Raw genomic sequence first — 26,110 nt, forward strand, 5'->3', positions numbered from 1 at the left:
CGTCCTATGTCTGAAGGTATCTATTCGATGCGTTCAGGCGGTCCGATATCAGGTGATGGTGTCACCCATGCGAGATTGGCGACGCCGAACCTGTACGCCCAAGCGTTGCTATAACACTTCCTCTTGGCGTTGTACCAGAGGCTTGTTTGCAGAAACTCGTCGCAAATGACGCGGAGGTCCAATTCAAATTGATCGTCGGAATCGTCTCTCGCTTGCTTATTCCACGAATCAACGAGCAGGTCGACAAAATGCTCAATGCGTGCAAGATTGCGCCAATTGAAGTCATGCCTCCAACATGCCCAATACACCGGAAGAGTGATACTCACCCATCTGCCTGTGTTCTGATTGGCTGCATAATCCGCGGGCGTTGCTTCACGCCAATAAACCCACTCATCTCGGACCGCAGTACAGTCATCGGAAGTCCATGTGAGGTAAGGATAACTGAGGTGCTCATCTGCCCTTGTCGCCACGAATTCGGCAAGCGTCAACTGGTTGGGAACATCACCCGTGTGTCCGAAGCGCTGAACCTCTTCGTGCTGTCTTTCAGCCGTCGGCATTGTGGTTCTCAGCTGAAGTTGGCCGTGTGCTGCGACTGTGCTGGATGGAGCGAGTTCGAGAATGTAATCGCCCGCACCCAGTGTCTGTTCCAGTAACGGGGTCCTGCTGGATGTTGATCTCGACGTGGCCTTGAATCTCAGGCTGGACGCGTCGCCTGCTCCCATCTGGAGCCAGAGCGTCATCGAGGGAGCGCCTCCGCCCTCATGCAGATAGGCAGTCCCGCCGAGAGGCGCCAGGTGATTGGGCGGATCGTCGGGCTTGAGCGCGTCCAGTCGAAAGCTGACCGGCAGCCGACGTGGAATCGAGAAACTGTGATACAGCGCCCGCCCGTCCTGGCTCAGCGACATGCATTGTTCCAAGGCGCTGGAGCTATAGGACCCGAACGTAGTCCCCCACAACTTCCGACCCCAAATTCTCCCGTCGTGTAGCGCTGTTGGGGTGCAGCCGGTGGGGAGTGCGGTGGCGATGGGTATGCAGGTGCGTGTTTTGGTCTCGATGTGTCTGGGCGGGCAGTCGGCGTCGATGATCGTGGTTTGGGTGCTGGTGTGTCCTGATGCGGTGTAGGCGACGGTGACGGTGTATTCGCCTGCGAGGGCGGGGCTGGCGGTGAGGGTCGCTTGCCCGTCGTCGCTGACGATTGACGCGTCGAGCCCTTCGGGGCTCACTGATTGCACGGTCACCGCGGCGGTTGCGGGCTGGTGGGCCCAGGTGCGGGTGATCGGCTGGCCGACTCGGGCGTCGATGACGAGGGGGCGCACAGGCTGGTCGGGGGCGCGCACGGCGAAGTCGCCTTGGACGCGCAGCCGGTACGCGCCCTGCGCTGTGTTGGAGGCGGTGGTTGCCTCGATCGTGTAGCGGCCCGCGGCGAGCAGCACATCAGAGACTCGGGCGTCGCCGTCGCCGCCTGAGTCGTCGTCGCGGATGCGCTCGACGCCGCCCGAGCCGTGCCCGTACAGCACCACCAGGTAGGTGTCGAGCTTGTCCGCGCCCGTCCCGGTGCCCTCCATGTCGATGGTGACCCAGCCTGCGGTTGCCATGGTGAACGTGTAGCGGTCCGCGTGAAACGTCCCCGAGCTCGGCGTCCGCTTGTCCGACACGCAGCTCGCCGTGCTCAGCGTCCCCGTGCGAGCGATGGAGCCATGCCACAGCACCCCCAGAGCGGTGCTGCACGCGGCTTGGTCGTCGGCCCGGAATTGTGCGGTGGCTGTGGTGGTCGTGTGATGGTCGGCTTCGCATTCGATTTCGATGTCGAGCGTGCCGGTGGCGGTGGTGGTCACCGTGACGGTGCGGGCGGTGCCGGTGCCCCCTGGTGTGGGTGTTCCTGTGATGCCGCCGGCGTTGCGGGCCGTGCAGTGTGCACTGGGCGGGGTGACGTTGTAGGTGCCGGTGACGGGGCCGGGCCCGTTGCGGATGCCCGGGGTGTAGTTCGTGATCTGCACGGGAGGCTGGCAGGTGACGGCGACCTCGGTGGTGTGGTGCACGGCGACGCCGATCCTCGCTGTGATGGTGATGCGGCCGTGGTCGGTGCAGGTCACCGTAGCGGTGCCGGTGCGTGTGAATGTCACCGTGTCGCCGACCACCGACGCGTCGAGGTCTCCCAGGTCGGGGACTGCCCGCACCCCGGCGGCGGCCCAGCCCAGCACGGTCCGCGTGGACGGGCTCGTGGCGTCGGCTTGCAGGGTCATGGTCTCGCCGCGGGTCATGGTGCACATGTATTCGCTGTCGACGCCGTCATCGAGCGTGCCGTGGTGCTCGGTGCATGTCCCGCCGGAAGCGGCCTTGACGGCGACGTCGTCTATGGGGTCGAGAGCGGTCAGCGTCGCAGTGGCGGCAGCGGTGCGGTAGCCGGCGCGGCGGCAGGTGACCGTGATCGTGGTGCTGCCCACAGCGGCGAGGTCCGCGGTGAGGGCGCGCTGCCCGTCGCCGAGGTCGGTGACGGTGCCGGTGTCGGGGGTGCATGCCGCGTCGGGGGGCAGCACCGTGAAATGGTCCACAGCAGTGCCGGTCCCGATGCGGGAGCTGCCGTGGAGGTCGTCGATGAGCACCCCGAGGCGGGCCTGGACCCGCAGACGGTAGTCGCCGGTGTGGCGTCTTTTGGCGGTGGTGACCTCGATGGTGTAGTCGCCCGGCTCGAGCCGCAGCCCAGCCACGCGGGCGCCGCTGCGGAGCCCTGAGTTGTCGTCGCGGCCCAGCACGGTTCCGGTGCCGTCCTGGGCATGGCCCTCGAGCACCAGCACGTAGGCGTCGAGGCCGTTCCGGGTCGGCGAGGCAGCGTCGACGCGCAGCACCGCGGGAAGGCCGAGGGTGAACGTGTGGCGGCGCGCCCAGTACCGCTTGGCGCTGCCGCCGTCGCGCACCCGCTGAGGCGAGATGCACGCCGTGTTTCTCGCGACCGTGCCCGAGCGGGCCGTGAGGCCGTCCGCGAGCGCTCCCAGCGGGTCGTCGCAGGAGTCGGCGTAGGCCGCCGTGAACGTCGCCGTGGCGGTGACCGGGGCGTGGCCGGGCGGGGTGCAGTCCACGCGCACCGCCTCGGACACGTCCTCGCCGGGCACCGCCGACAGGCCCAGCGACACCGTGCGGCTGCCGCCGATCCCAGCGGTCACCTTCGCCGACGCCGGCTCCGCTGTGCACTTCGCGGACGCGGGCTTGACAGTGAACCCGTCAGCGGCCGTCACCGTGGCTGTGCCTGCCGCCGCGGCGTCCTCGAAACCCGAGATCGAGCCCTGCTGCTCGCAGTCCACGGCCACCACGGTCGTGCGGGTCACCACAGCGGCGCCCGACCCCAGCGTCACGGTGAGCGTGACCTCCGCGTCCGAAGAGCACTCGACCGCCGCGGTGCCGACGCGGCGCCAGGTCCCGGTGAGCTCCCCGCCGGGCGCCGCGACCGCCGCGATTGCGTTCGTGACGCGTCGGCTCAGCGTCGCCCCCGCCGCCGCGGACCAGCCGATCGACACATCGCGCACGCTGGCATCCGCGGTCGCGGTGAGCGTCAGCCGGTGCCCGTCGGACAGCACGCACCGATACCCCGCATCGGCATCCGCCGGCGCAGGCGACACCTCAGCGCAGGTCTTCGCGCTGACCACCACGCTCAGCGTCGCCTCCTCAACAGCGAGCTCGACGTCCTGGCTGCTGTCGGCGTAGCCGTCGGCGGTGCAGGCAACGGTGACCGTGACCGTGGCGCCGGCGGTCACCTCGGCGCTCAGCAGCCGGTGCTGGGGCAGGGCAGGGTCGGGCGCGGTGACCGTGCCGGCAGGGGCGGCGGTGCATTGCGCGTCGGCGGGGGTGACGGTGAACTCCTCCGCGACCGTCACGGCGGCGCCTGTTTTGCCGTAGCCGGCGGCGTCGTCGAGTCCGTCGATCCGCACGGGGGCCTGGCAGTCGATATGGACGGCGGTGGTGTGGGTGCCGACGGCGGGGCGGACGCCGGCGGTGAGGGTCGCGGTGGCGGCGCCGTCTGTCGTGCAGCGAAGCGTGGCTGTGGCGGTGGTGTGCCAGTCGCCGGTGGCGGTGTTGTCGGGGCCGATGACCGGTGTGGCGGCTGCCGCCGGTGCGGGCGTGGCGGTGACGGCGCTGTCGGTGTCCCATGCGGCGGCGATGGTGGCGTGGTCGGCGACCGCGGTCAAGGTCGCAACCAGCGCTGCTCCTCGGGCGAGCGTGCACCAGTGCACGGCATCGGCATCAGTGTCGGTGGTGTCGTGTCGGTCGGGTGCGGTCGTGGTGCAGGCGCTGTTGGGGGCGAATGCTGCGGTGACGTTGGCGATGCGGGGACGCGGGCTGTAGGAGAACAGTGCCCGGGCGACGCCGGGGCTGTGTCCGGGGGCGGTGCAGGTGACCGTGACGGTGGCGGCGCCGGCGGGCGACAGGCGTACCACCACGGTTCCGGTGCCGCCGCGGCTGCTGACCTGCGGGGCGGCCGCGCCGCGGCCGTTCGCGGTGCCGGTGCAGCGTGCTGAGGCGGGCTCGACGGTGAACACGTCGACGGCGTAGGCGACGCCGCCGGTGGTGGTGGCCCTGGAGGGGACGCTGTCGTCGAGGCCGCTGATGCGCACCTGCTGCGCGACCGCGGCGAGCGTCACAGCCGCCTTTGTGGCGGTGCGGCCCGGCGCGTCGCAGGTCACCGTGACAGTGTGGCTGAACGGCGCCGCCGCGGTCACCGTGACGGTGCGCTGGTGCGCGGCAGGGCCGACGGCCACTTTCGGGGCGACCCCGGCTGCGTCGGCTGTGGCGGTGCAAACAGCGGCGGCGGGCTCCACGGCGAACGCGGCGGCCACCGCGACGGTGCCTGCGCCGGAGCGGGTGGTGTCGGCGAGGCCGCTGATCGCCACCGGCGCCTCGACAGCGGCGATCGCGGCAGTGAGAGCGAACGCGCCGGCGATGTTGGCTGTGGGGGTGGTGACCTCCACGGTGTAGGTGACGCCCGCGGCGAGAGCGACGTCTGCGACCTTCGCGTCGGTGCCTGCGCCCGAGTCGTCGTCGGACGCGACCTCGACGACCGCGGTGCCCGACCCTGACAGCACATAGACGAACACGTCCGCCGACGACGACGACACCGTGAACGTCGCAGTCGACGCCGCGGCGACCCGCAGCGAGAACCGGCGCGCCCAGTGCGGGGACTGCGCGTCGCCGCGGCGCAGCGACGTGCAGCCCGCGCCCAGCGTGCCGCTGCGCGAGATGCTGCCTGCTGCGAGGGTGCCCAGGTCGCTGATGCAGCCCGCGCCGGTCGGCACCGCGGTGGGCTCGCCCAGGGTGGTGCGGGTGCAGCGCCCGCCGCCCGCAGGGCTGTAGCCGTCGCGGCATGACACCTGCGGAGGATCGCCGACCAGCCTGGTCAGCGGCCCGGTCGGGTCCGAATAGGTCGTCTTGTCGCACTTGCCCGCAGCGGCATTCCACGCAAACCCCGCGTCGCAAGAACGCACCGCCGCTGCGGTGCGGCTCGTGACCGGCACGCTCGAGGTGCGATCCCACCGCGCCGACGCCGTGTCGGACTCGCACCGGGCGCCGCTGTCGGACCAGCCCGCCGGGCACGACTTCACGGCAGGCACATAACGGAACTTGGCCGGGGCGCTGCCAGTCTCGACCCATCGTGTCGACGCCTTGTCGGCCCGGCACTGGACGCCGTTGTCTGAATACCCCGACAGGCACGACTTCGCAGCCGGCACATAGCGGAACTTGGCCGGGGTGCTGGCGGTTTTGACCCATCGTGTCGACGCCTTGTCGGCCCGGCACTGGACGCCGTTGTCTGAATACCCCGAGATGCACGACTTCGCGGCGGGCACGTAGCGGTGCCTGGTCGGGGCGCTGGCGGTTTTGACCCATCGTGTCGACGCTTTGTCGGCCCGGCACAGCGACCCCGCAGGCGAGTAGTCCGCGATGCACGATCGCACGGCCGGCACGTAGCGGTGCCTGGTCGGGGCGCTGGCGGTTTTGACCCATCGCTTGGAGGCACGGTCCGCGGTGCAGCCGGTGCCGTCGGGCGAGTAGCCCGACGGGCACGTCTGGGCCGCCGGCTTGGTGAGGGTGCGGGTGCGGTTCTCCCACCAGCACTGCTGGCCGGCGATCGGGTCGTAGCTGCACACCTTCTTGCGGTAGGTCTCGGTTTTGGTGCACGTCGGAGGGATCGTGGTTGTCTTCAGCGTGTAGCCCGACGGGCACGTGTACCGGTACGGCCGCGAGTCGTAGTAGGTCTGCTGGGTCTCGCAGCGATTGTTGCGATAGGTCTCCCCGTTGGGGCATGTCGGCGGGCTGAGCGCGATCCTGCACGAATACGACGTCCCGTGCTCCCCGGACGTCGTCACCCGCGTGCCGACACTGCACTTCCACTCATAGCCGCGGGTGCGGTAATAGGTGTGCTGTTCCTCGCAGCGATTGTTGCGGTAGGTCTCCCCGGCCGGGCACGTCGGCGGGCTGAGCGCGATCCTGCACGAATAGGCCGTGCCGTGCTCGCCCGAGGTGACCACCCGCACGCCCTGGCTGCACCTCCACTCATAGCCGCGGGTGCGGTAGTAGTCCTCCTGGGTCTCGCAGCGGCTGTTGCGGTAGGTCTCCCCGTCGGGGCATGTCGGCGGGCTGAGCGCGATCTTGCACGAATACGATGTCCCGTGCTCGCCCGATGTCGTCACCTTGGTGCCGACGCCGCAGGTCCATTCATAGCCGCGGGTGCGGTAGTAGTCCTCCTGGGTCTCGCAGCGGCTGTTGCGGTAGGTCTCCCCGTCGGGGCACTGCGGCTTCGCGTGCGCGATCTTGCATGAATGGCTGTAGCCGGGATCGAGGAACGTCGACACCAAAGTGCCCGCGCTGCATGCCCATGTGTAGTCCTGCGTCTCGTGGAAGGAGACTTGCTCGTAGCAGCCGACGCTGGGCGCGGTGCGGTAGCTCTGGGGGTCGGGGCACTGGGGCGGGGAGACGGCGATCTTGCACGAGTAGGCGTAGCCGGGGTCCAGGAACGTCGTCTCGAGGGTGCCTTCGCTGCACGTCCAGTTCGCGTCGCGCTGGTCGACGGTGCGGGTCTGGCACTGGCCCTCGTGCAGTATCTTGCCGTCTGTGCAGTGCGCCGGTACAGTCTTCTGGCAGCTATGAGAAGTCAGCCCCTCGGCGGTCTCGGTGACCAGCACGTAGCCGTCCTGAGCGCAGACGCGGTCCGCCTCGACGGACTCGGTGACCGGGGTCTTGCACAGGTTCCCGTCGAGCACCATGCCGGCGGGGCAGCTCAGCCCGGGCGTCCCCGACGACACAGCCGCGCCCGCTGCGCCCGCGAGGCTGCTCATTTCGATGCCGAGTTCCTCGGCGCCGTCGCCGTCGCTGTCGGTGCGCTCGAGGGTCGGCACCGCGCCGATGCCGGAGATCACCGAGGTCGCGGCGAGGGTCGCGATCAGCAGCCGGCCGGCCCAGCCCAGCCGGCTGTCGCGCCGCGGACGCGGACGTCTCGCGCGGCGCGGCGGGGAATTTCTATGACCCCCCCCCCCCCCCGCAATTGGGGTCGGTTGTTCGGCGGGTCCGTGTCATGAGCGGAGCAAGGTAACCCGCGACAGCATCGCTGTCAACAACCCAGAGTTCCGCGGACTCGGCTTCGGCTGCGTCGCAGCGGCTGCATTGCGTGATGGCTGAGGCTGTCGTGGCGCCGTCGCAGCCGGCTGTTGCTGGCGGGGCTGCTACGCCGACGCGGACACGCCGGCGTCTGTCGCGCGCGGCCAAGCGGGCCCTGCTGGGGCTCGCCGGTGCGGCGCTGATGACAGCCAGCGCGGCGGGGTTCTGGGCGACCGCTGCTGCGTTCGACGAGCGCATAGCTGTGGTGGTCACAGCCCGGGATCTGCCCCGGGGCCATGTGCTCAGCGTCGCCGATGTGGCGGCGGCTGAGGTTCTGGTGGGAGACGTCCCCCACCTGCGGTGGACTCCTGGTGCGCCGGAGGCACTGGCGGGGCTCGCCATCACGCATGCAGTGCCGGCGGGGTCGCTGGTGGGCGCTCATCTGTTGGTCGAGCCGTCGGTCGGCGCGTTCGGGGACCTGCTCGAGGTCGTGGTGCAGATCGACACCAGCCTCGCGCCGTCGGGTGTGCGCGAAGGCGAAATGGTGCTGCTCGTCGATCCCGGCGCGGCGCCGTCACGAGAACGGCCGGGACGGCCCCGCTCGGTGATCCGCGCGCTCGAGCTCACCGCCTTCGACGGGTCCGCGATGCGCTTGTTCGTGCCGCCCGCGCAGTGGGTGTGGTGGCGGGCACTGCCTACAGAGCTGGGCGCTGTGCCGATGGTGCTGCCGGTGCCGCTGGGCGGCGACTCGGCCGGGTTGGCATCCGAGCTCGACGCGCTGTGGGCGGCCTCCTATAGCCAGGAGGCCGCCGCGTTGCAGCCGTTCGGCGCGGGATGGCGCGACCGGGCAGCGCCGGGCGAGCTCGAAGTGCTGACGCCGGTCGACTTGAGCTTGGCCCCTTCGAGCGTCGCGCAGGGCGACCTGGTGCTGCTGATCGACCCCGGAGCGCCCCGTGGCAGCGCAGACGGAGGGCGGCCTCGCTCGGTGCTGCGCGCCATGCGCCTGGAGCACTACCAGGACGGTGTGGTGGGTGTGTGGGCGCAGCCAGCCGAGTGGGTGTGGTGGCGCTCGCTGCCCGAGCGGCTGGGCGCGGCCCCGATGGTGCTGCGCGTTCCGGCCGGCACCGACACCGACGCTGTCGCCGAAGAGCTCGACGAGCGGTGGCGGCGAGCATGGGAGCAGGGCTGATGCTGGCAGTCCGCGACGCGGACGGCACGGGCCCTGTCGTGGCGGGGCTGGATGCCGGCGCAGTGGCGGTGGCGGTCGCCCGGCTGTGGGCCGGCGCCGGCCGAGACGTGCTGTTGGTGGACGCGGACGCGCACGGCACCGGACTGTGTGAGCGCGTCGGCGCCGCGGCCCGTGTGGCGCTGCCGCCCGCGCGGCGGGGCCTGCCGTCGCTGATCGCTTCGCGCACGCCGCTGTGCGCCGACAGCGTCATGGGCCATAGCTGGCATCTGCCGGCTCGCGGCGATGGCTCGGTGCGTCTGCTGGGGGCGCCGGCCCATCCCGACGGCGCGCGTCGCGCGGCGGGCTGGCTTGCTGACCGCTGCACCGAACTGGCCGGGCTGGCGCTGCGCTGGGCAGTCATCGTGTCGATGCCGGGGCCGACGGTTCGGTCATACGAGCCGCTGATCCGCGCGGCATCGCAGCGTGTGGTGCTGGCGGTGACGCCGGGCACTGTGCCTGTGGGCGGGCTGCGCGCCGTGGGTGCTGCGTTCTGGCTGCGATTCGCGCCCGACCCCGAGGTCACGCTGCGCACGGCAGGGACCGAATGGGCAGGCCCGGGCGGCCTCTGGTGTGATGCTGCGGCGTCGAGCGCCCCGCTGGTCGGCGGCGTCGGCCGGGCTCGTCCGGCCTGCCTGCTGGGGGCACGCCCTCGCGGCCGCGACCGGGTGCTGCTCGACGGCGTCGCCGACGTCGCCGAACGTCTGGGGGCCGTGGCAGAGCGCGCCGCACCGCGGCACAGGGGCGCCAACGGATCGGCGTCGCAGGAATGTGCGGCGGCGGTTGCGGCGACCGTGGGCAGCGCGACTGCGGGCGCAGCGGCGATGGGAGCGCGCGGATGAGCTTGGCAGCGTCGATCTGGAGCGAAGTGCACGCCGAGGTCCAGAGCTACCGGCTGGACGCGGCCGGGCCGCTGGCTGCGGTCGACGAGGCGTGCCGGCAGATCGCGGCGCGCATCGCCCGCGAGCGAGAGGCCGAAGCGCTCGATGCCCGCGGCGAGTCGCTGAGCGACGAGGAGGCGTCGTGGCTCGACAGCCGGCTCGAAGAGCTGCTGGGCGCGGGACCGCTGGAGGGCTTGCTGCGCCGCGACGACGTGGAGAACATCTGGCTGTTCGGGCCGCATCTCGGCCTGCTGGGCCTCACCGGCGGCCGCCAGGAGCAGATCGCGGCGCCGCTGTTCGCGGACGCGCAGGAGATGATCGGGTTCGTCGCGCATCTGGCGGTCACCCACGGGCAGACCGGACGGCGCTTCGATGCGTCCGCGCCGCTGCTGGACCTGCGTCTGCGCAGCGGCGAGCGGATCTTCGCCGCGATGGAGGTGTGCGGCGCCCCGTATCTCACCGTGCGGCGCCATCGCCACCGGGTGGTGCGCCTCGACGACCTCGCGGCGGGCGGCTCGCTGAGCGCGGAGGCTGCAGAGTTCCTGGCTGCGGCGGTTCGCCCGCCGGCGCCGGCCAATGTGCTGATCTGCGGGGCGCTGGGGTCGGGAAAGACGACGCTGCTGCGTGCGCTGCTGGGCGAGATCGGCGCTCATGAGGTGGTGTGCACCCTCGAGCAGACCTTCGAGCTGTTCCTCGACGAGACCCACGCCTACACGTTCGCCGCGGAGACCCGCGAGCCCAACAGCGACGGCGAGGGCGAGATCACCATGGAAGAGCTCGCCCGCCGGTCGCTGCGCTCAGGCGCGGACCGGGTGATCGTCGGGGAGCTGCGCGGACCCGAAGCTGCCACGTTCCTGTCGGCATGCGGCACCGGCTCGGACGGATCCATGGCCACCATCCACGCGTCGTCGCCCCGCCAGGCCCTCGCGCGTCTCGTCCGCTACTGCATGGCGTCGGGACTGGCCGGCGCCCAGTCGGCGCTGGTCCAAGAAACCGCCGACGTGATCCACCTCGTCGTGCACATGGGCGCCGACCCCCGCACCGGCTTCCGAGGCGTCCGCCGGATCACCGAAGTGCTCGGCGCACCCGACGACCGGTTCGACACCCACGACCTCTACGCGCGCCGCCATCGCACCGGCCCGCTCGAGCCGGTCGGCCGCCCCCGCAGCCCCGAGCTGGCCGAGCGTCTCTCCGGCAGCGGCGCCGACGCCACGGCCCGGCCCCAGGACGCCTGAGCGGTGACGGCGGGCGTGGCGGGATTCGGCGTGGCGTTCGCGCTCGGCGCCGTGCTGGCCGCGGCGGCCCTGCGGCGCCGTCCGCCATGGGGCGCCGACTCGGTCTCGGCGACAGAGCCGCTCGCCGAGGAGTCCTGCGGGTCGGCGCCGAGCGAGCCGCAACAGCACAAGCGGGCGACGACTCATGCCGGTTTCGCGAGGCTGTGGGTCGTCCAAGCCGTCGCCACGGCCGGCGGCATCGGCGTCGGCTGGTGGGCGACGCGGCTGTGGGGCATGTCCGTGCTCGTCGGCGGCCTCGGGGCGCTGCTGCCGCCGTTCGTCGCGGCGCCGGCGCGGCGGCGGCGCCAGACCGCAGAAGCACTGGCATGGCAGACCTGGACACGGCAGCTTGCCGAGCTGGCCCGCTCGGGCGCCGGGCTCGGGGATGCGCTGGCGGCCAGCACTGAGCACGCCCCGCCGCAGATCGCAGACACCGTCACCCGCGCTGCGCGGACCGCCCGCCTGGTCGGCCTGCGCGCTGCAATGGACGAGCTCGCGGCCCTCGGGCGGGCGTGGGAACCCGAGGTGGCTGCCGGCTTGCGCATCGCCGCGTCATCAGGCGGGCCGCTGGCAGGGCCGCTGGGCGACCTCGCCGGGCGCATCGGCGACATCGTCGCCTTGCACCGCACACGCACCGAAGCCGTCGTGCAGCTGTGGACCCAGACCATTGCGCTGCTCGCGCTCGCCGGCGCCGTGCTGGTGCTGATGTACCGCAACAACCCCGCCTATTTCGAGCCCTACCGCACCCCCACCGGCCAAGCAGTGCTGCTGCTCATCGCTTTCGTGCTCCTGGGCGCCACTGCGTTCCTGGTGCGCCACTCAGTCGTGCGCGCCGAGCCGTCGGCGCTGGTCGCTCCCGAGCGCACCCGACGCGCCCCTGATCCGCTGTGAACACCGTTCTCGAAGCAGCGCTGGGCGCGACGGGCTTCGCCTGCGGCGTCTCGCTCGCGGCCGCAGCACTCCTGCCACAGCCGACCACGAGACCGCTGCGCACAACAGCCGCCCGCATCCGCGAACTGGTGCCCCAGCCCAAGCCGAACCGAGCCGCCGATCTGCTGCTCGCCGGGGTCACCCCGCCCAAGTATCTGGCCCAACGCATCGCCGGCTTGGCCGGCGGGCTGAGCGCAGGCGCCGTCGCCGCCGCATGGCGGACGAACACGACCACGGCGGCGATCGCCGCTGTGACGGCGTTCGCGCTGACGGGATGGCTGGTGCCCTGCCAAGGGGTCAAAGACGCCGCCAAACGCGCTCGCACCGAATTCGATCAAGTCGTCCGGCTGTGGATCGTGCTGGCGGCCCAGCAGGTCGCCGCAGGCGCCGAACCCGCCAACGCGATGCTGATCGCCGCCCAGGCCGGCCGGCGCCCTACGTGGCGGCTGCTGCACCGGCACCTGCTCGGCGCCCAGAACGATCGCCGTCCCGCATCCGACGGCCTGGCCGGACTCGTCGAGCGCTACCGCCTGACCAGCCTCAGCCAAGCAGTCGGCGCCTTCGGGCTCGCCGCCCGCCGCGGCACCCGCATGGCCGACGCCGTGCTGGCCGCAGCCGACAACCTATGGCGCGACACGATGCAGCGCGAACGAGAAGCCGCCGAGCGCCGCAACCAGATCATCGTGCTGCCCGCCACCGCTGTGGCGCTCGCGCTCGCAGCGATCCTCATCTACCCGCCGTTCGTGTCGCTCACCGGCGGCACCGTCACCCCCACCCCCTGAGCAATGACACCACGCCCCCAAGCCGCCGACGCGGGCCGCGCCGCACTCTGCGATGAGTCCCGCGGCGTTCCCGAACGCAGCCTCGCAGGCCTCGTGACCCTCGAATGGCTGCTCGTCGTCGCAGCCGCAGGCGGATTCGCCGCAGCCATGGCCATCGGGTTCCACGCTCTCATCGACCAAACGGCCTCAGCCCACCACAGCGCCGACGCCGACGCCGACGCCGACGCGAGGCTCATCGACGCCGGCATCGCCGCAGCCCGCATCTCCGACAACGCGATCGCCGCGCTGATCGCCCTAGAGCATGCGTCAGGCGATCCCGGACGCGAGGCAGCCGCCCAAGCACGGCTCGACACGCTCTCCGCGCAATGCGAGACCCTCGAAACTGCCTACCCCGATGTCGTCGGGTCCGCCGACTGGGTCTGGGTGGCCGTGGGGGTCGACATTCCAGCTCTCACGCCAGCCACCGCGGCCGACATCGAGCCGCCGCCGATCACAGTCGATTCGGGGACAACCCGAGAACCTGTCATAACGGCGCCCACAGTCGAGACCGCGCCGGCACCTGCTGATGACGACGCCGGCGCGCCGGCGCTCACCGACGGACGCTGGGTGTGCCAGATCGGCCATCGCGCGCCATGACCGCCGCTCAGCACGCGGGAAGCTCGGCGGGCACCGACGCCAGCAGCTCGCCGTCGACGCCCGCCGAATCGGCCGACGGCGGCACCAGCACGGCTGGGCCCGCCGCCGCGGCATGGACCTGGTCGAGCCGGCCTGGCCACAGGGCGCTGAACGGCCCGAACACATCGCCCGACACGACCACGCGCAGCCAGCCCGGCTCGCCCGGGCCCGGCCGCAAACCCGCGTCGGCGCCGCCGTGGCACCAATCACTGCGCACCGTCACCGCGCCAGGGGTCCACCATCGCCACCCTGGGGCACTGCCCGATGCCGTCCGCGCGACCGCATCGTTCGCTGCAGCGGACATCACCGAAACACGCGGATGCGGTTCGGCGCCGACGAACGGGCTGCCGTCGTCGGCGTACGCCAATCCGATGTCGCCGGCCGCCTCCCATGCGGCGCGCAGACCCGCAGAGGCCGCCGCGTCAGCCTGCGCCCTCGCCCCCGTGACCAAGAACGCGTGGGCTGCGAGGATCAGCAGCAGCACCAAGATCGGGGGCCACAGGATCAGCAGCGGCAGCAGTTCGCCGCGCTCATCGCTGCGAGCGCCCCGAAACCGCCGATGATCGCCTGGGTTCGATCGGCGCCGCGCACACGGCGCGGCCGTGACCACACCGGCGGCGCCGTGACGCTGCTGGTCGTGCTGATGGTGCCGGTCTTCGTGCTCGCCGCAGTGGTTGCCGCTGCGGCACCGCGACTGCTCGCAGCCGAATCGGCGGTCGATGCCGCCGCGGACAACCTTGCGTCGCTCGCTGTGGTGTGGCGCGACGCCCAAGCACGCGCCCACGGCGACGTCGGCTGGTTCTTCCCCGACTGCGCCCCGTCTCGGGGGGACACGCCCGACGACGAGCTGGCGGCGCTGGAACCTGAACTGCGGCCTGCCTGCGAAGCACTCACAGAGTCCCTGCTCGCAGGCCTGTCCGCACGGGGTCTCGACGGCAACACGCTCACCGGCTTCTACAGCAGCGCATACACATCTGCGACCAATTCCCACAGCAATCACCCGGTCAGTCTGCCGTGCCACCCAGGAGGCCGAACCCTCGTCACCGACGCCGTCCATCTCGGGCTAGCGGCCGACTGGGCGACCGCCGACTGGGCCGCCTCGCAGGTGTGGCCACGCGGCCTGCGAATCGCTGCAGAGACCGTCGCGGCGACTCGCGTCACCGCCGGTGCGGAGGCCATTGCCGATCCGGCCTGCGGCAGCCTGCTCAACCTCGAGCCGCTCCATGCCCACCCCCGAGGCGGCGCCACGGCAAGACAGTTCGCCGAATCGCTCCCCACCCGCACCGCGTTCGGCAGCTGAGCGGCCCGATGCGCGTCACGACACCTGCCCGACCTCGGCCACTGACCAACCCGATGCGCGTCACGACACCTGCCCGTCTCCGGCCACAACGCCGCCTCGACGACACCGGACCCGAGCCGGGACGGCGACGCCGAACCGGCCGCGGCGACCACGGCTCGACGTCGTCACTGGAACTGATGGCGCTGACCCCGATGCTCGCCCTGGGGGTGCTGTTCATCTTGTGGGCCGGACGCAGCGCCCGCGCCGAGCTCGTCACCAGCCTCGCCGCACAAGAAGCCGCAGTCGCCGCCGCGCTGTGCTGCAACGACCCGCGCGCACACACAGCCGCCGACGGCGAGCCCGCCGAGGACCCCAACAGCGCGACGCGCCGCGAACTCATGGCCCAAGCCGTCATCGGCACCCGGCCCGGCCTCGACTACCTCTGCCTCGACGAACCAGGGCCCGCACCGCGACGCACCCGAATCGTCACCGAGACCGCGGCGCAGGTGACCGCCGCTCAATCCGCCACAGGCATCGCCCAACGAGTGCTGATCGTCACCACCCACCTCACCTGCCTCACCGACGGCGCCACAGCCCCCGCCCACGGACTGTTCGGCACCCGCACACTGCACGGCCACGGCGCCCACGTCGCAGTGATCGCCCACCCACCCGAACCGCACCCCAACACACCCGACAACCCCGACAACCCCGACAACCCCGACGCCGCCGCCGCGTCACCCGACGATTCGGCCGCCACGCCCAACAGCAAGAACGAGACCCAGTGAACGCCGCCGCCGCAGTGTGGGCCGCCGCCGGGATCTGGTCGCTGCTCGCCGCGCACGCAACATGGACAGACCTGCGCAGCGCCATCATCAGCCGCCGAGCCTGCTGGACCGCGGGCATCGCAATCGCCGCGCTGCTCGGATGCTCGACCGTCGCGCTCGGCGACCCCGGCCGCGGCCTGCGCACCCTCGCCGGCACCGCCGCAGTGACCGCAGCCACCGAGATCGCCTACCGAACCCGCCCCGACGCCATCGGCTACGGCGACATCCGCCTCATCATCGTCAACAGCCTGCTGGCGAGCTGGTGGGGACCCGCGTGGCCGTGGTGGGCACTGACGGCCGGAGCAATCGCCGCATGGCCCCAAGCGCTCGCCGCCGCGCTGCGCCGTGGCCGAAGCGCACGCGTCCGCTGCGCACCGGCCCTCGCGCTCGGCGCAGCGCTCGTCCTCACCACACGGCTCGCCGCCACCGGACCGATCCCATGAACCACCCACAAACCGACCAAAGGAACACCCCCATGACCAAACCAACCACCCACCGCCAGACCCGCCGAACCCCCAGCCGAGACCAAGCCGGCCTCACCACCCTGGAATGGCTGCTCATCGTCGCCGCCGTCGCCGGACTCGCCGCGCTCGCCGTCGTGCTCGTCCAAAACGTCGTCGACGACACCGCCGAACAACTCGGCGGCAGCAGCGCACGCGCCACCGCAGCCAACGTCGCAGCCGACACCGTCATCCGCGAAGCCCGCACCGCATCGCCCGACGACGCCCGCTACAACACCTGGCAAAGATGGGAGCTCTACTTCACCGCCCGCTGCGAACGCCTCGAAATCCTCTACAGCGACACCAACCTCGACGTCGAAGCCATCTTCAAGAAGCCGACCGGCGCCACCGACGCCACACAACCCACGACCACCGAACTGAACAAGGCAGACATCAAGGCACCCGCCAGCGGCAAGCCCCAAGCCTTCTGCAGACGCAGAAGCTGACCCCCCGTCACTCCATCTGAACTCGGCCCGGCACACCCGACGAGGACCCATCGACGATCGTCCGGAACGGACGAAAACGCTCACGCTCGCCACGGACGTTCCGCACACTGCACACCGGCAGCTTGTGCACCTCCAACCAACCGCCCCCCGCCGCCACCACACCCGGCTTCCACACCGGCAACGCCTCGGTATCCGCGAACGTGATCCCCAAGCGGGCACAACGCTCGCCATAGCGCCGATTCAGCACATCAGCCTCAAACTGACCCGCAGGACGATGCGCCCGCCACTCCCGCGTCACTGTGTCCGACGCGATACGCGCAGCCCGAAAACGAGCACTGAAACCGCCCGCATCGATCCCGACATCACGCACCACCGACTGCACCACCACCACCGCCGTCGCCACGAACGCAGCAGACGCCGCCGCCAGCAGCAGCCACTCCAACGACGACAGCCCTTGCTCGCGCCGCCTGTTGCCGAGGCCAGCACCGAGCATCAGTCGTCTCCGAGAAGTCAGCCGTCGATGATGTCGTCGTCGATCAGGTGACCTAGGCGCATCTTCTTGGTGCGCAGGTAGGCCTTGTTGTGCAGGTTGGGCGGCAGTGCGGTTGGCACCCGCTCGACGATCTCGAGCCCGTAGCCGGCCAAGCCGCCGATCTTGTTCGGGTTGTTCGTCATGAGCCGCATCTTCTGCACGCCGAGCTCGACCAGGATCTGGGCGCCGATGCCGTACTCGCGGCTGTCCACCGGCAGGCCGAGCTCCAGATTTGCGTCGACGGTGTCACGGCCTTGGTCTTGCAGTGAGTACGCCGCCATCTTGTGGCCGATGCCGATGCCTCGGCCTTCGTGTCCGCGCAAGTACACCAGCACACCGGCGCCTGCCTCGGCGATGGCTTCGAGCGCGAAGTGCAGCTGGGCGCCGCAGTCGCAGCGCATCGAGGCCAGGATGTCGCCGGTCAGGCACTCGCTGTGCACCCGCACGAGCACCGGCCCCGCGCCCATCACGTTGCCGTGACTCAGCGCCAGGTGCTCGGTGTCGTCGAAATCCCGGAAGACATGGGCGGTGAACTCGCCGTAGATCGTCGGGATGCGCGCCGCCGAGATGGGATCCACCAGTCGCTCGTTGGCACGCCGGTAGCGGATGAGATCGGCGATGGAGATCAGCATCAGATCGTGTCGCTCGCAGAATTCGACGAGATCCGGCAGGCGGGCCATGGTGCCGTTGTCGTTGACCACCTCGCACAGCACGCCGGCGGGATGGCAGCCGGCGAGGCGGGCGAGGTCGACGGCTGCTTCGGTGTGGCCGGCCCGCTTGAGCACGCCACCGGGGCGGTAGCGCAGCGGCAGCACGTGGCCGGGGCGGTTGAAGTCGTTCGGCACAGACTTGGGATCGGCGAGGCGATTGAGCGTCAGGGCCCGATCGGCCGCGGAGATGCCCGTCGTGGTGCCTTCGGAGGCGTCCACGGTGACCGTGTACGCCGTGCGCATCGACTCGGTGTTGACGGTGACCATGAGGGGCAGCGCCAGTTCGTCGAGCCGCTCCCCCATCAATGGCGCGCAGATGACGCCCGAGGTGTACCGCACGAAGAACGCCATGGCCTCGGGCGTGGCGTGCTCGGCAGCCATGATGAGGTCGCCTTCGTTCTCACGGTCTTCGTCGTCGACCACCACCACGATCTCGCCCCGGCCGACAGCCGCGATGGCATCAGGAATGGCCGCGAACGGCGACGCTGCAGATGCGTCGTCGGCTGCTGGGCGATCGGGCACGGCGGGCTCACTCATCGTCGGTTTCGGCACCATTGTGCCCGAGCAGGCGCTCGACGTATCGGGCGAGCACGTCGACTTCGAGGTTGACGAGGTCGCCGCGCTGTGCGGTGCCCATGGTGGTCATGGCCATCGTGTGCGGGATGAGCGCCACCGAGAACTCGCATCCGCCCTCGTCGTCGTCGGTGATGTCGAAGCAGGTCAGGCTGATGCCGTTGAGGGTGACCGAGCCCTTCTCCACCAGGTACCGGCGCAGGCCGCCCTCTGGCGACATGGCGACGCGCAAGTCGGGGGCAGGTTGGACGATGGTCGCGACGCCGTCGACGTGGCCCTGCACGAGGTGACCCCCGAGCCGGTCGGCGTAGCGCATGCAGCGCTCGAGATTCACGGGATCGCCGTGTGCCAGCGAGCCCAGTGCAGTGCGCTTGACGGTTTCTGCGCTGACGTCTGCTTCCCACCAGCCGTCGCCCATCTCGACGACAGTCAGGCAGCAGCCGTTCACCGAGATCGAGTCGTCGATGGCGGCATCGGAGAGCACCAGGTCGGCGTTGAATCGGTAGCGCTCGCCGTCGCGGCCGGCGAAGCTGCCGAGTTCTTCGACGAGTCCTGTGTACATCGCGCGTCCTTCCAGCGCAGGCCGCCTGCGGACACTGCCCGGCGCCCGCAGATGCCGAACGGTACCGGGGAGGCGCGTGGTCGTGCGCCCTGTGGGGCTCGGCCCGGGCGCCGCAGCGAGGCCGAGCCGGGTCCGAGCGGCGCGCTACTCGCTGGAGCGCGCAGCGCGGAACATCGTGATGCGCAAATCGGGACCGACCGGGCACGCTTCGGCGACCTCGCCGCGCCAGAGCTCGTCGATGCTCGCTGCGCCGGCGCCTGCCAGCAATGGCAGACCGTCATCGCCGCCCATCAGCGCAGGCGCGAGATACATGACGTACTCGTCGACGAGCCCGGAGCGATGAAACTCGCCAGCTACGTGAGCCCCGCCTTCCACCAGCAATTCGACGACGCCGTCGGCGGCTAGGCGCTCGAGCAACTCAGGCAGCGGCCCGCTCTCTTCAGCGCAGGGTTGCACCTTCGCCCTGCGGCGTGCTTCGCCCAGGACAATTCGGCGGGGATCGAGGCGGGCCGCCGCGGCATGACCGACAGGCAGACCGGCTGGCTCGCGACGTTCGTCACGCAATGCCAGCAGCGGGCGCCGGGGATCATCTTCAGGCAACTGCCGAACCGTCAATCGAGGATCGTCGGCTCGAACCGTTCCCGCGCCCACCAGCACTGCATCGCAACGGGCACGCAACGCATGAGCATCGGCGCGGGCTTCCGGCGACGTGATCCACTGCGAGGTGCCGTCAGGCGCGCCAATGCGCCCGTCGAGGGTCGCAGCCAGCTTGAGCACCACCCAGGGCCTGCCGGTGCGGCGCTGGTGGAGGTAAGGACCCAGCGAAGCGGAGACCTCGTCGCCGCACTGTCCTCCATGAACCTCAATGCCGCTGTCGGTCAATACGGCGACGCCACGGCCCGACACCTGCGGGTCCGGATCGGTGACGCCGACGAAGACTCGAGCTACTCGGGCTTCGATCACGGCTTCCACGCACGGGGCCGTCCGACCGGTGTGCGAGCACGGCTCCAGCGTCGTGTGCAGCGTCGCCCCTTCGGGGTCCGCGCCCGCTGCGCGCGCCGCATCAAGCGCCACGATCTCGGCGTGCCTCCCCGGTGGCGGCTCGGTTGCGCCCTCGAAGGCGGTGCCGTCGGCTGTGACCAGCACTGCGCCGACCCACGGATTCGGTGCGGTCGTGCCCCGAACGCCCTCTCCCAACGCAACGGCCCGCGCCATTGCGGACTCATGGGACGCATCGTTGTCAAGATTGTGGCGCGACCGGCCGAGGTCGTCTTGTAGCGGATCTTGCCGTCGAATGCCGGGGGAGAACGCTTTGGCCGCTGCGTCCGCCGCCTGTTGCGGGTTGACGGCAGGCGACGATGCTCTCGCCGATCGTGCAGGTCTCCGTTGAGTGCGTCGCGGCGCCATCAGTGGAGCCGTTCGCCTGCCAGCAGAGCCAATGCGTGGGGCAGCACGTCCGCCACGGCCTCGAAGCACTCCACGCAGCCCTTGGTGGAGCCAGGGGTGTTCAGCACGATTGCGCGGCCGATGATTCCCGCCATTCCCCGAGACAGCCTGCCCAAGGGGTTCACCAGCCGCATGGCCTCGGCAAGGCCCGGGGCTTCGCGTTCGATGACTGCGCGGGTGCCTTCGGGGGTGAGATCGCGCTCGGTGAAACCGGTGCCGCCGGTGGTGACGATCAGGCCCTCGAAACCGTCCGTCATGGCCCGCAGGGCATCGGCCACCGTCTCGACGCCGTCGGCTACCACGCGGCGCTCAGCCACCTCGTAGCCCGCGGCACTCAGTACTGCGGCCAGCGCTTCGCCGCTGCGGTCCTCACGGGTTCCTGCAATCACCCCATCAGAGACCGTCAGCACCTTGGCGACAAGCTGGTGCGCGCCGTCTGAGGGGCTGCGGGCGTGATCGTGTGAAGCGTGCGACCCGGCCATCGCTCCACGCTACCGACGGTCATTTGGGCGTGACTGCGACAACGTCACGATCCGCAGGAGGCCCCATGGGCGGCACCACCGGACCATCGGGCCAATTGAGCGTGACGCTGGTCACATCGCTACGAGCGCCAGCGGGCCCGGCGACTGGCCGCGCCCGCTCACTAGTCTGCGACCATGTCCTACGCGCGCAACCGGACCTATCTCGATGCCGACAGCCACCTGATGGAGCTACCGGATTTCCTGCGGGCACATGCCGATCCCGGTATCAGGGACCGCATGCCCGACATCGACTTCGCCAACGGCGGTCGTCTCACCGACGACATGGAGCTGGCGGCGCGCCAGCGTGCTCACCCGCCTGAGACGGTCGAAGAACTCACCGCTTTGGGCGACGACCTGATCGCGGGGCCGAAGGGATACCAGGCGTTGGGTGCGTTCAACGCTGCCGAGCGCTCCACGGCGCTGGACCTGCTCGGATTCGCCCAGCAGTTCGTATTCGCGACGTTCAGCGTCGGCGTTGCGTTCGATCCCACCGCTGATCTCGACATTCGCTATGGCGCCGCCCGTGCGCACAACCGGGGCATGGCCGAATTCTGCGCCGGCGATGACCGGCTGATCGGCGTGGCGCTGCTGCCGCTCGACGATCCCCAGATGGCCGCAGCGGAGATGAGCCACGCGCTCGATCTCGGGCTCGGCGCGATGTGGGTCCCCCACCGCCCCGGCGGCGGCGCGTCGCCTGGACATTCCGATCTCGATCCGGTCTGGGCGCAGATGGCCGAGGCGGGCGTGCCGTTCGTCCTCCATGTCGGCGGCAATCCGCTGCAGATCAAGCCCGAATGGATGGACACCGGCCGCCCGGTGCCGACCGATTGGCTCGGCGGCGGCGAGAACGTGCGCGGCAAAGACATGGTTGCGCTGCATCAAGCGGCGGAGACCTTCGTCGGCGTGATGGTGCTCGACGGGGTTCTCGCCCGCCACCCGAACCTGCGCGGCGGCGTCATCGAGCTCGGCGCTGGCTGGGTGCCCCAGATGCTGCGCCGGCTCGATCAGGTCGTCGAGATCTGGAAGCGGTCAGAGCCGGATCTGGCTGCGCTGGGTGATGCGCCGTCGCAACAGATCACCCGGCAGATGGCATTCACGCCGTACCCGTTCGAGGATGTCGGCGCCATGATCCGCGACTCCAACGAGAATCTGTACCTGTTCTCGAGCGACTACCCCCACATCGAGGGCGGCCGCAATCCGCTGGGCCGCTTCAACGCGTCGCTCGAGGGATTCGACGGCCACGTGCTCGACCGCTTCTACGCCGACAACATGGCCGACCTGCTCGAAGCCCGGTCCTGACACCGCGACACGCCCCATCCGTGGTATTCCCGCGACCCGAACTCCCCCAGCCCTGACCCAGAATCGAGATCACACATGACAGCCCTCAGCGAAGTGACCCGTGAGGTCGCCTTCGATCTCGACACCGTCCGCGTCGTGCTGCATGTGCTGGCGGTGACGGTGTGGATCGGCGGCCAGATCGTGGTGGGCGCCGTCGTGCCGATCGTCAGCCGTGCCTACCCGGGCTCGGGCAAGGTTGCCGCGAAGGCGTTCTCGCGGGTGGCATGGCCGGCATTCGGCATTGCGGTCACGACCGGCCTGTGGTCGATGCTCGCCATTCCCAGCGAGGAGACGAGTTCGGGCTGGTCGATGCTGCTCGGCATCAAGATGCTGCTGGTGCTCATCTCCGGCGTCGGCGCGCTGGTGCATCAGAACGCCGGCGACAACGTGGCGAAACGAGGTGCGGGAGCAGGCGTGTCATTGCTGTGCGGCCTGACCGCGCTGCTGTTCGGCGTGATGCTCTAGCGCCGACGCCGGGAGCAGCGTCGTCGTTCACGCGCTTGACTTGTGCGGGCTTGCGAGACGGAAGGGACGAGCCGATGACCGGATCCGACTACACCTGCTTCGACGTGGAGGTGCGCGACCAGGTCGCCAGCTTGGTCATGAAGCGCCCCGAGAAGGCCAACTCGATGATCTTGGAGTTCTGGCGGGAGCTGCCCCAGATCACCGACGAGATCTCGTCTGGCACCGACGCGCGGGTCGTCGTGCTGTCAGCGATCGGCCGCCATTTCTGCTCGGGCATGGACCTCGCGGTGTTCGGCGGCTTCGAGGATCCGTCCGGCGGCCTCGGCGGCGGGCACAGCAGCCGCACACGCGCGCTGATCCGCAACACCGCATTGCGTGCGCAGCAGACCTTCAACGCCTTCGAGCAGAGCCGGCTGCCGGTCATCGCCGCCGTCCAGGGTGCGTGCGTCGGCGGCGGTGTCGACATGGTCTCAGCCTGCGACCTGCGCTACGCCACCCAGGATGCGTTCTTCTCGATTCAGGAGATCAACATCGGCATGACCGCCGATGTGGGAACGCTCCAGCGCATGCCCAAGCTGGTGCCCGAAGGCATCGTGCGGGAGCTGGCGTTCACCGGTCGCCGCATGGGTGCGCAGGAGGCGCTCGACCGCGGCTTTGTGAATGCGGTGTACGACGACCACGCGTCGATGATGGAAGCAGTCGACGACATTGCGGCCCAGATTGCCGCGAAGAGCCCGATGGCGATCTGGGGCACGAAGCAGTCGATGAACTTCAGCCGCGACCATTCTGTGGCCGACGGCCTGGAGTACATCGCCACCTGGAACGCCGCGATGCTCGACACCGACGACATGGGCGAGGCCTTCCGGGCCCAGATGGACCGTCGCGAACCCGAGTTCCCCGACCACCGCCCCCTGGACACGGGCCTGGGCGCCTGAGAAGGCGTGCAAAAAACACAGCGCCTGCAAGGGCGCGCAGCAGAATCGGCGCCTGACAAGGCGCGCAGGAGAAACAGCGCATGACTCAACTGTCACTCGTCCCGCTCGAATGCGGCTGGCTGTCCACCCCCACTGCGTCGGTCATCAAGGACGCGCCCGGCAACGTGCGGCTGCCCATCCCGAGCTGGCTGGTTCGTCACCCCAGCGGGCAGACGCTGGTGTTCGACACCGGCATGCACCCCCAAGTGCAGCAAGGCGTCGGGGCGCGCTACCCGCTGCTGGCCAAGTCGTTCACGGCGGACTACTCGGCGAACGACGAAGTCTCGGCCCGGCTGCGCAGCGTCGATGTCGATCCCGATGAGCTGACGTTTGCGATCTTCAGCCACCTGCACTTCGACCATTGCGGCGGCACTGAGCTGCTGCCCAATGCCCGGCTGATCTGCCAGCGAGCCGAATGGGAATCCGGCCATCACCCCAAGCTCATCGAGTACGAGGTGTACAAGCCTGACGACTTCGACCTCGGCCACGACCTGCTGCTCATCGACGGGACCCACGATGTGTTCGGCGACGGCTCGGTGACGTGCATTCCCACGCCGGGGCACACCGCGGGCCACCAGTCGCTGCGGGTGGAACTCGACAGCGGTCCGGTGGTGCTGACGGGCGACTGCGTCTACTGGGAGGACGTGCTCGACCGGATGCTGCTGCCGCCGTTCGGCTACGACCACGACATGCAGCTCGATTCGATGCGCCGCCTGAAGTCACTGCGCGACGACGAGGGCTGCCGCCTGCTCTACGGCCACGACGACACCCAATGGGCGACGCTCCCCCACGAAGGGCTCGGGCTGACCTAGCCCGCCCAGCCCAGGGGCTACGCCGGCGGCGCCACGCGGTAGAAGCGCCGCGCCGTGCCGGCGAACAGGTCGGCGCGCTCGGCGGCGGTGTAGCCCGCCTCGTCGCAGATGCGCTGGAAGGCGTTGAACAGCACGGTGTACGAGCAGCCCTGCTTGTCGACCGGGAAGTTGCTCTCGAACATGGCCCGGTCGGGACCGAAGGTCTCGATGCAGTGACGGATGTCGTCGCTCCAGGTGGCAGCGACGTGCTCCGACGACGGCGCTTGGGGCAGCCGCTTGAAGCCCACGCCGTAGATGCTCATGCCGATGCCGCCGACCTTGACGGTGACCTGGGGGTGGCGAGCCAGCGCTTCAAGCGCCGGGCGCACCACGGCGCGCACCTCATCGCGCCGGTCGGCGTAGGGGCCGATGCCGAGCGGCCCGCCGAGGTGGTCGAGCACGACCGGTGTGTCGGGCACCGCATGGGCAAGATCGACCAACTCAGCGACTTGGGTATGGAACATCCAGCCGTCGAAGCTGAAGCCCATCCGGCCCAGCGTTGCGTAGCCCGCCCGGAAATCCGGATCTGCGAGCAGTTCGGGCGGCGGCTTGGTGTGGCTCTCACGGATCTGGTCGCTGCCGTCCCATGCATTGGCGTGACGGATGCCCCGGAACAGGCCCCCTCCGGCCTCGTCGTGCGCTGCGAGAACTTCTTCGACTGCATTGCCCAGCGTCAAATCGGCAAAGCTCACGATCGCCGAGATCGTCGCACCATCGGCCTCAGCGGATATCTGTGCCTGCTCACGCACGAACTCCGTCTCGCCCACAGGCCGCATGTGCTGCGGCCCGCTCGTGTAGTAGCCGGCGGCACACTCCACGAAGACGGTCTGGGTGACGTTGTGCCCTGCACCGGTGTCGGCATGCAGTTCAGGCACCAGATAGGTGCCGGCCGGAAAGTCCCACAGGTGGTGGTGCGGGTCGACGATTTCCTCGTCGGCGTCGACTGGCTGCTCGACGGTGGCTGCGAGCCGTGCGTCTTTGTCGCTTGCTGAGTCGTCGGCCACTGCTGCTCCCCCTGTGTCGTGGCGAACCGTTTGCCCGCGGCACTGTAGGCGGCGCCGGATGTCGTCTTCAGATCACGCAGTCCCACTCCAAGTGACCGGCGGTCAGATACATCGCTTCAGTGCGTCGGACGTAGTCTTCAGATCACGCGGTCCCAGGACTCGGTGGGCTCGAGGCCGTCGGCGGTGAGCTGCCACAGCGACGGCGTGGCGACCCCGTCGACGATGTCGAGGTAGCCGACCGTGCCGAACTGCGCGCTGAGGTTGCGGGGGAAGGTCGGCGAGCCGGGATTGACGCACAGCACGCCTGACAGCGTGTCGATGCGGTGTACGTGGGTATCGCCGTACACGCACACGTCGAGCCGTTCCTCGGCGCCGAAGTGGCGCGCGATGGCGTCCGCCACGCTGTAGAACGACAGCTCGGGCACCGGCAGGTGGTGGGTGAGCCCGACCCGCACGCCGCCGAACGTGTGCGCCCAGGCGTTCGCCAGCAGCGGATGATCTGGCTGGACATCGCGGCCCGACGAGCCGTCATCTCCGTTGCCGCGGGCCGCCCATGTCGGTGCGATCTCGTGCAGCCGATCCACGACGGAGATGTCGTAGATGTCGCCCGCATGGAGGATGGCGTCACACCCCTCCATCGCAGCGTAGGCCTCAGGCCACAGCTTTGGCGCCGCTTCAGGAATGTGGGTGTCGGAGATCAGGCCGATGCGCATCGGGCCACGCTAGGAGACCGATCG

Annotated in this window: 23 protein-coding genes; 14 read left to right on the forward strand and 9 right to left on the reverse strand. The window is 70.0% G+C overall.

Annotated features, from left to right (window positions below; translation table 11 throughout):
• Positions 1 to 20: 20 nt before the first annotated feature.
• Entirely contained in the window at positions 21 to 7,403 is a 7,383-nt protein-coding gene (locus ACOGJB_RS04125; protein WP_419839548.1) for a phospholipase A2, read from the reverse strand.
• A 251-nt stretch (positions 7,404 to 7,654) separates the two neighbouring features.
• Here ACOGJB_RS04125 and ACOGJB_RS04130 point away from each other — a divergent pair, with 251 nt between their 5' ends.
• Genes ACOGJB_RS04130 through ACOGJB_RS04155 form a run of 6 tightly spaced genes read left to right on the forward strand, consistent with a single transcriptional unit; the run spans position 7,655 to position 13,309 of the window.
• On the forward strand, positions 7,655 to 8,770 hold the full coding sequence (locus ACOGJB_RS04130) for an SAF domain-containing protein (RefSeq protein WP_419840678.1): 1,116 nt from the start codon (positions 7,655 to 7,657) through the stop codon (positions 8,768 to 8,770).
• Positions 8,770 to 9,648: a hypothetical protein gene (locus ACOGJB_RS04135; protein ID WP_419839549.1), complete on the forward strand. Its 879-nt coding sequence runs from the start codon at positions 8,770 to 8,772 to the stop codon at positions 9,646 to 9,648. The genes ACOGJB_RS04130 and ACOGJB_RS04135 overlap by 1 nt, the downstream gene beginning before the upstream one ends.
• The gene (locus tag ACOGJB_RS04140) at positions 9,645 to 10,922 is read left to right on the forward strand and encodes a CpaF family protein (RefSeq protein WP_419839550.1); all 1,278 of its coding nucleotides are present in this window, start codon (positions 9,645 to 9,647) and stop codon (positions 10,920 to 10,922) included. Before ACOGJB_RS04135 ends, ACOGJB_RS04140 begins: the two co-directional genes overlap by 4 nt.
• A gap of 3 nt (positions 10,923 to 10,925) precedes the next feature.
• Positions 10,926 to 11,852: a type II secretion system F family protein gene (locus ACOGJB_RS04145; RefSeq protein ID WP_419839551.1), complete on the forward strand. Its 927-nt coding sequence runs from the start codon at positions 10,926 to 10,928 to the stop codon at positions 11,850 to 11,852.
• Complete coding sequence (locus tag ACOGJB_RS04150; RefSeq protein WP_419839552.1) at positions 11,849 to 12,673, forward strand: hypothetical protein; 825 nt, start codon at positions 11,849 to 11,851, stop codon at positions 12,671 to 12,673. The genes ACOGJB_RS04145 and ACOGJB_RS04150 overlap by 4 nt, the downstream gene beginning before the upstream one ends.
• A 3-nt stretch (positions 12,674 to 12,676) precedes the next feature.
• On the forward strand, positions 12,677 to 13,309 hold the full coding sequence (locus ACOGJB_RS04155; protein WP_419839553.1) for a hypothetical protein: 633 nt from the start codon (positions 12,677 to 12,679) through the stop codon (positions 13,307 to 13,309).
• 7 nt (positions 13,310 to 13,316) lie between these two features.
• On the opposite strand, the gene ACOGJB_RS04160 is transcribed toward ACOGJB_RS04155, so the two are convergent.
• Entirely contained in the window at positions 13,317 to 13,958 is a 642-nt protein-coding gene (locus tag ACOGJB_RS04160; RefSeq protein ID WP_419839554.1) for a hypothetical protein, read from the reverse strand.
• Between the two features lie 12 nt (positions 13,959 to 13,970).
• Between ACOGJB_RS04160 and ACOGJB_RS04165 the strand changes: the two genes are divergently transcribed.
• Genes ACOGJB_RS04165 through ACOGJB_RS04180 form a run of 4 tightly spaced genes read left to right on the forward strand, consistent with a single transcriptional unit; the run spans position 13,971 to position 16,397 of the window.
• Entirely contained in the window at positions 13,971 to 14,648 is a 678-nt protein-coding gene (locus ACOGJB_RS04165) for a hypothetical protein (protein WP_419839555.1), read from the forward strand.
• Between the two features lie 53 nt (positions 14,649 to 14,701).
• Positions 14,702 to 15,412: a hypothetical protein gene (locus ACOGJB_RS04170; RefSeq protein ID WP_419839556.1), complete on the forward strand. Its 711-nt coding sequence runs from the start codon at positions 14,702 to 14,704 to the stop codon at positions 15,410 to 15,412.
• On the forward strand, positions 15,409 to 15,894 hold the full coding sequence (locus tag ACOGJB_RS04175) for a hypothetical protein (RefSeq protein ID WP_419839557.1): 486 nt from the start codon (positions 15,409 to 15,411) through the stop codon (positions 15,892 to 15,894). The genes ACOGJB_RS04170 and ACOGJB_RS04175 overlap by 4 nt, the downstream gene beginning before the upstream one ends.
• Before the next feature lie 32 nt (positions 15,895 to 15,926).
• Positions 15,927 to 16,397: a hypothetical protein gene (locus ACOGJB_RS04180; RefSeq protein ID WP_419839558.1), complete on the forward strand. Its 471-nt coding sequence runs from the start codon at positions 15,927 to 15,929 to the stop codon at positions 16,395 to 16,397.
• A gap of 7 nt (positions 16,398 to 16,404) precedes the next feature.
• On the opposite strand, the gene ACOGJB_RS04185 is transcribed toward ACOGJB_RS04180, so the two are convergent.
• From ACOGJB_RS04185 to ACOGJB_RS04205, 5 genes are all read right to left on the reverse strand, one after another.
• Positions 16,405 to 16,890, reverse strand: a complete 486-nt coding sequence (locus ACOGJB_RS04185) for a hypothetical protein (protein WP_419839559.1) — start codon at positions 16,888 to 16,890, stop codon at positions 16,405 to 16,407.
• Between the two features lie 17 nt (positions 16,891 to 16,907).
• Positions 16,908 to 18,176, reverse strand: a complete 1,269-nt coding sequence (locus ACOGJB_RS04190; RefSeq protein WP_419839560.1) for a bifunctional 3,4-dihydroxy-2-butanone-4-phosphate synthase/GTP cyclohydrolase II — start codon at positions 18,174 to 18,176, stop codon at positions 16,908 to 16,910.
• Positions 18,169 to 18,774, reverse strand: coding sequence for a riboflavin synthase (locus ACOGJB_RS04195; protein WP_419839561.1), 606 nt, complete (start codon positions 18,772 to 18,774; stop codon positions 18,169 to 18,171). Before ACOGJB_RS04195 ends, ACOGJB_RS04190 begins: the two co-directional genes overlap by 8 nt.
• A 144-nt stretch (positions 18,775 to 18,918) precedes the next feature.
• Positions 18,919 to 20,181: a bifunctional diaminohydroxyphosphoribosylaminopyrimidine deaminase/5-amino-6-(5-phosphoribosylamino)uracil reductase RibD gene (gene ribD / locus ACOGJB_RS04200; RefSeq protein WP_419839562.1), complete on the reverse strand. Its 1,263-nt coding sequence runs from the start codon at positions 20,179 to 20,181 to the stop codon at positions 18,919 to 18,921.
• The gene (locus ACOGJB_RS04205) at positions 20,181 to 20,702 is read right to left on the reverse strand and encodes a MogA/MoaB family molybdenum cofactor biosynthesis protein (RefSeq protein WP_419839563.1); all 522 of its coding nucleotides are present in this window, start codon (positions 20,700 to 20,702) and stop codon (positions 20,181 to 20,183) included. Before ACOGJB_RS04205 ends, ribD begins: the two co-directional genes overlap by 1 nt.
• Before the next feature lie 174 nt (positions 20,703 to 20,876).
• Here ACOGJB_RS04205 and ACOGJB_RS04210 point away from each other — a divergent pair, with 174 nt between their 5' ends.
• The 4 genes from ACOGJB_RS04210 (at position 20,877) to ACOGJB_RS04225 (ending at position 24,330) form a co-directional block, all read left to right on the forward strand.
• Entirely contained in the window at positions 20,877 to 22,040 is a 1,164-nt protein-coding gene (locus tag ACOGJB_RS04210) for an amidohydrolase family protein (RefSeq protein ID WP_419839564.1), read from the forward strand.
• Between the two features lie 75 nt (positions 22,041 to 22,115).
• Positions 22,116 to 22,544: a hypothetical protein gene (locus ACOGJB_RS04215; protein ID WP_419839565.1), complete on the forward strand. Its 429-nt coding sequence runs from the start codon at positions 22,116 to 22,118 to the stop codon at positions 22,542 to 22,544.
• Positions 22,545 to 22,618: 74 nt separating this feature from the next.
• Positions 22,619 to 23,479 (forward strand): crotonase/enoyl-CoA hydratase family protein, encoded by an 861-nt coding sequence (locus ACOGJB_RS04220; protein ID WP_419839566.1) that lies wholly within the window; start codon positions 22,619 to 22,621, stop codon positions 23,477 to 23,479.
• 80 nt (positions 23,480 to 23,559) lie between these two features.
• Positions 23,560 to 24,330, forward strand: coding sequence for an N-acyl homoserine lactonase family protein (locus ACOGJB_RS04225; RefSeq protein ID WP_419839567.1), 771 nt, complete (start codon positions 23,560 to 23,562; stop codon positions 24,328 to 24,330).
• 17 nt (positions 24,331 to 24,347) lie between these two features.
• Here ACOGJB_RS04225 and ACOGJB_RS04230 read toward each other — a convergent pair whose 3' ends face one another.
• On the reverse strand, positions 24,348 to 25,373 hold the full coding sequence (locus tag ACOGJB_RS04230) for an amidohydrolase family protein (RefSeq protein WP_419839568.1): 1,026 nt from the start codon (positions 25,371 to 25,373) through the stop codon (positions 24,348 to 24,350).
• 137 nt (positions 25,374 to 25,510) lie between these two features.
• Positions 25,511 to 26,086: a YfcE family phosphodiesterase gene (locus ACOGJB_RS04235; protein WP_419839569.1), complete on the reverse strand. Its 576-nt coding sequence runs from the start codon at positions 26,084 to 26,086 to the stop codon at positions 25,511 to 25,513.
• Between the last annotated feature and the right edge of the window lie 24 nt (positions 26,087 to 26,110).

Source organism: Candidatus Poriferisodalis sp., from assembly GCF_965208895.1.
Taxonomy (GTDB): Bacteria; Actinomycetota; Acidimicrobiia; order Acidimicrobiales; family Poriferisodalaceae; genus Poriferisodalis.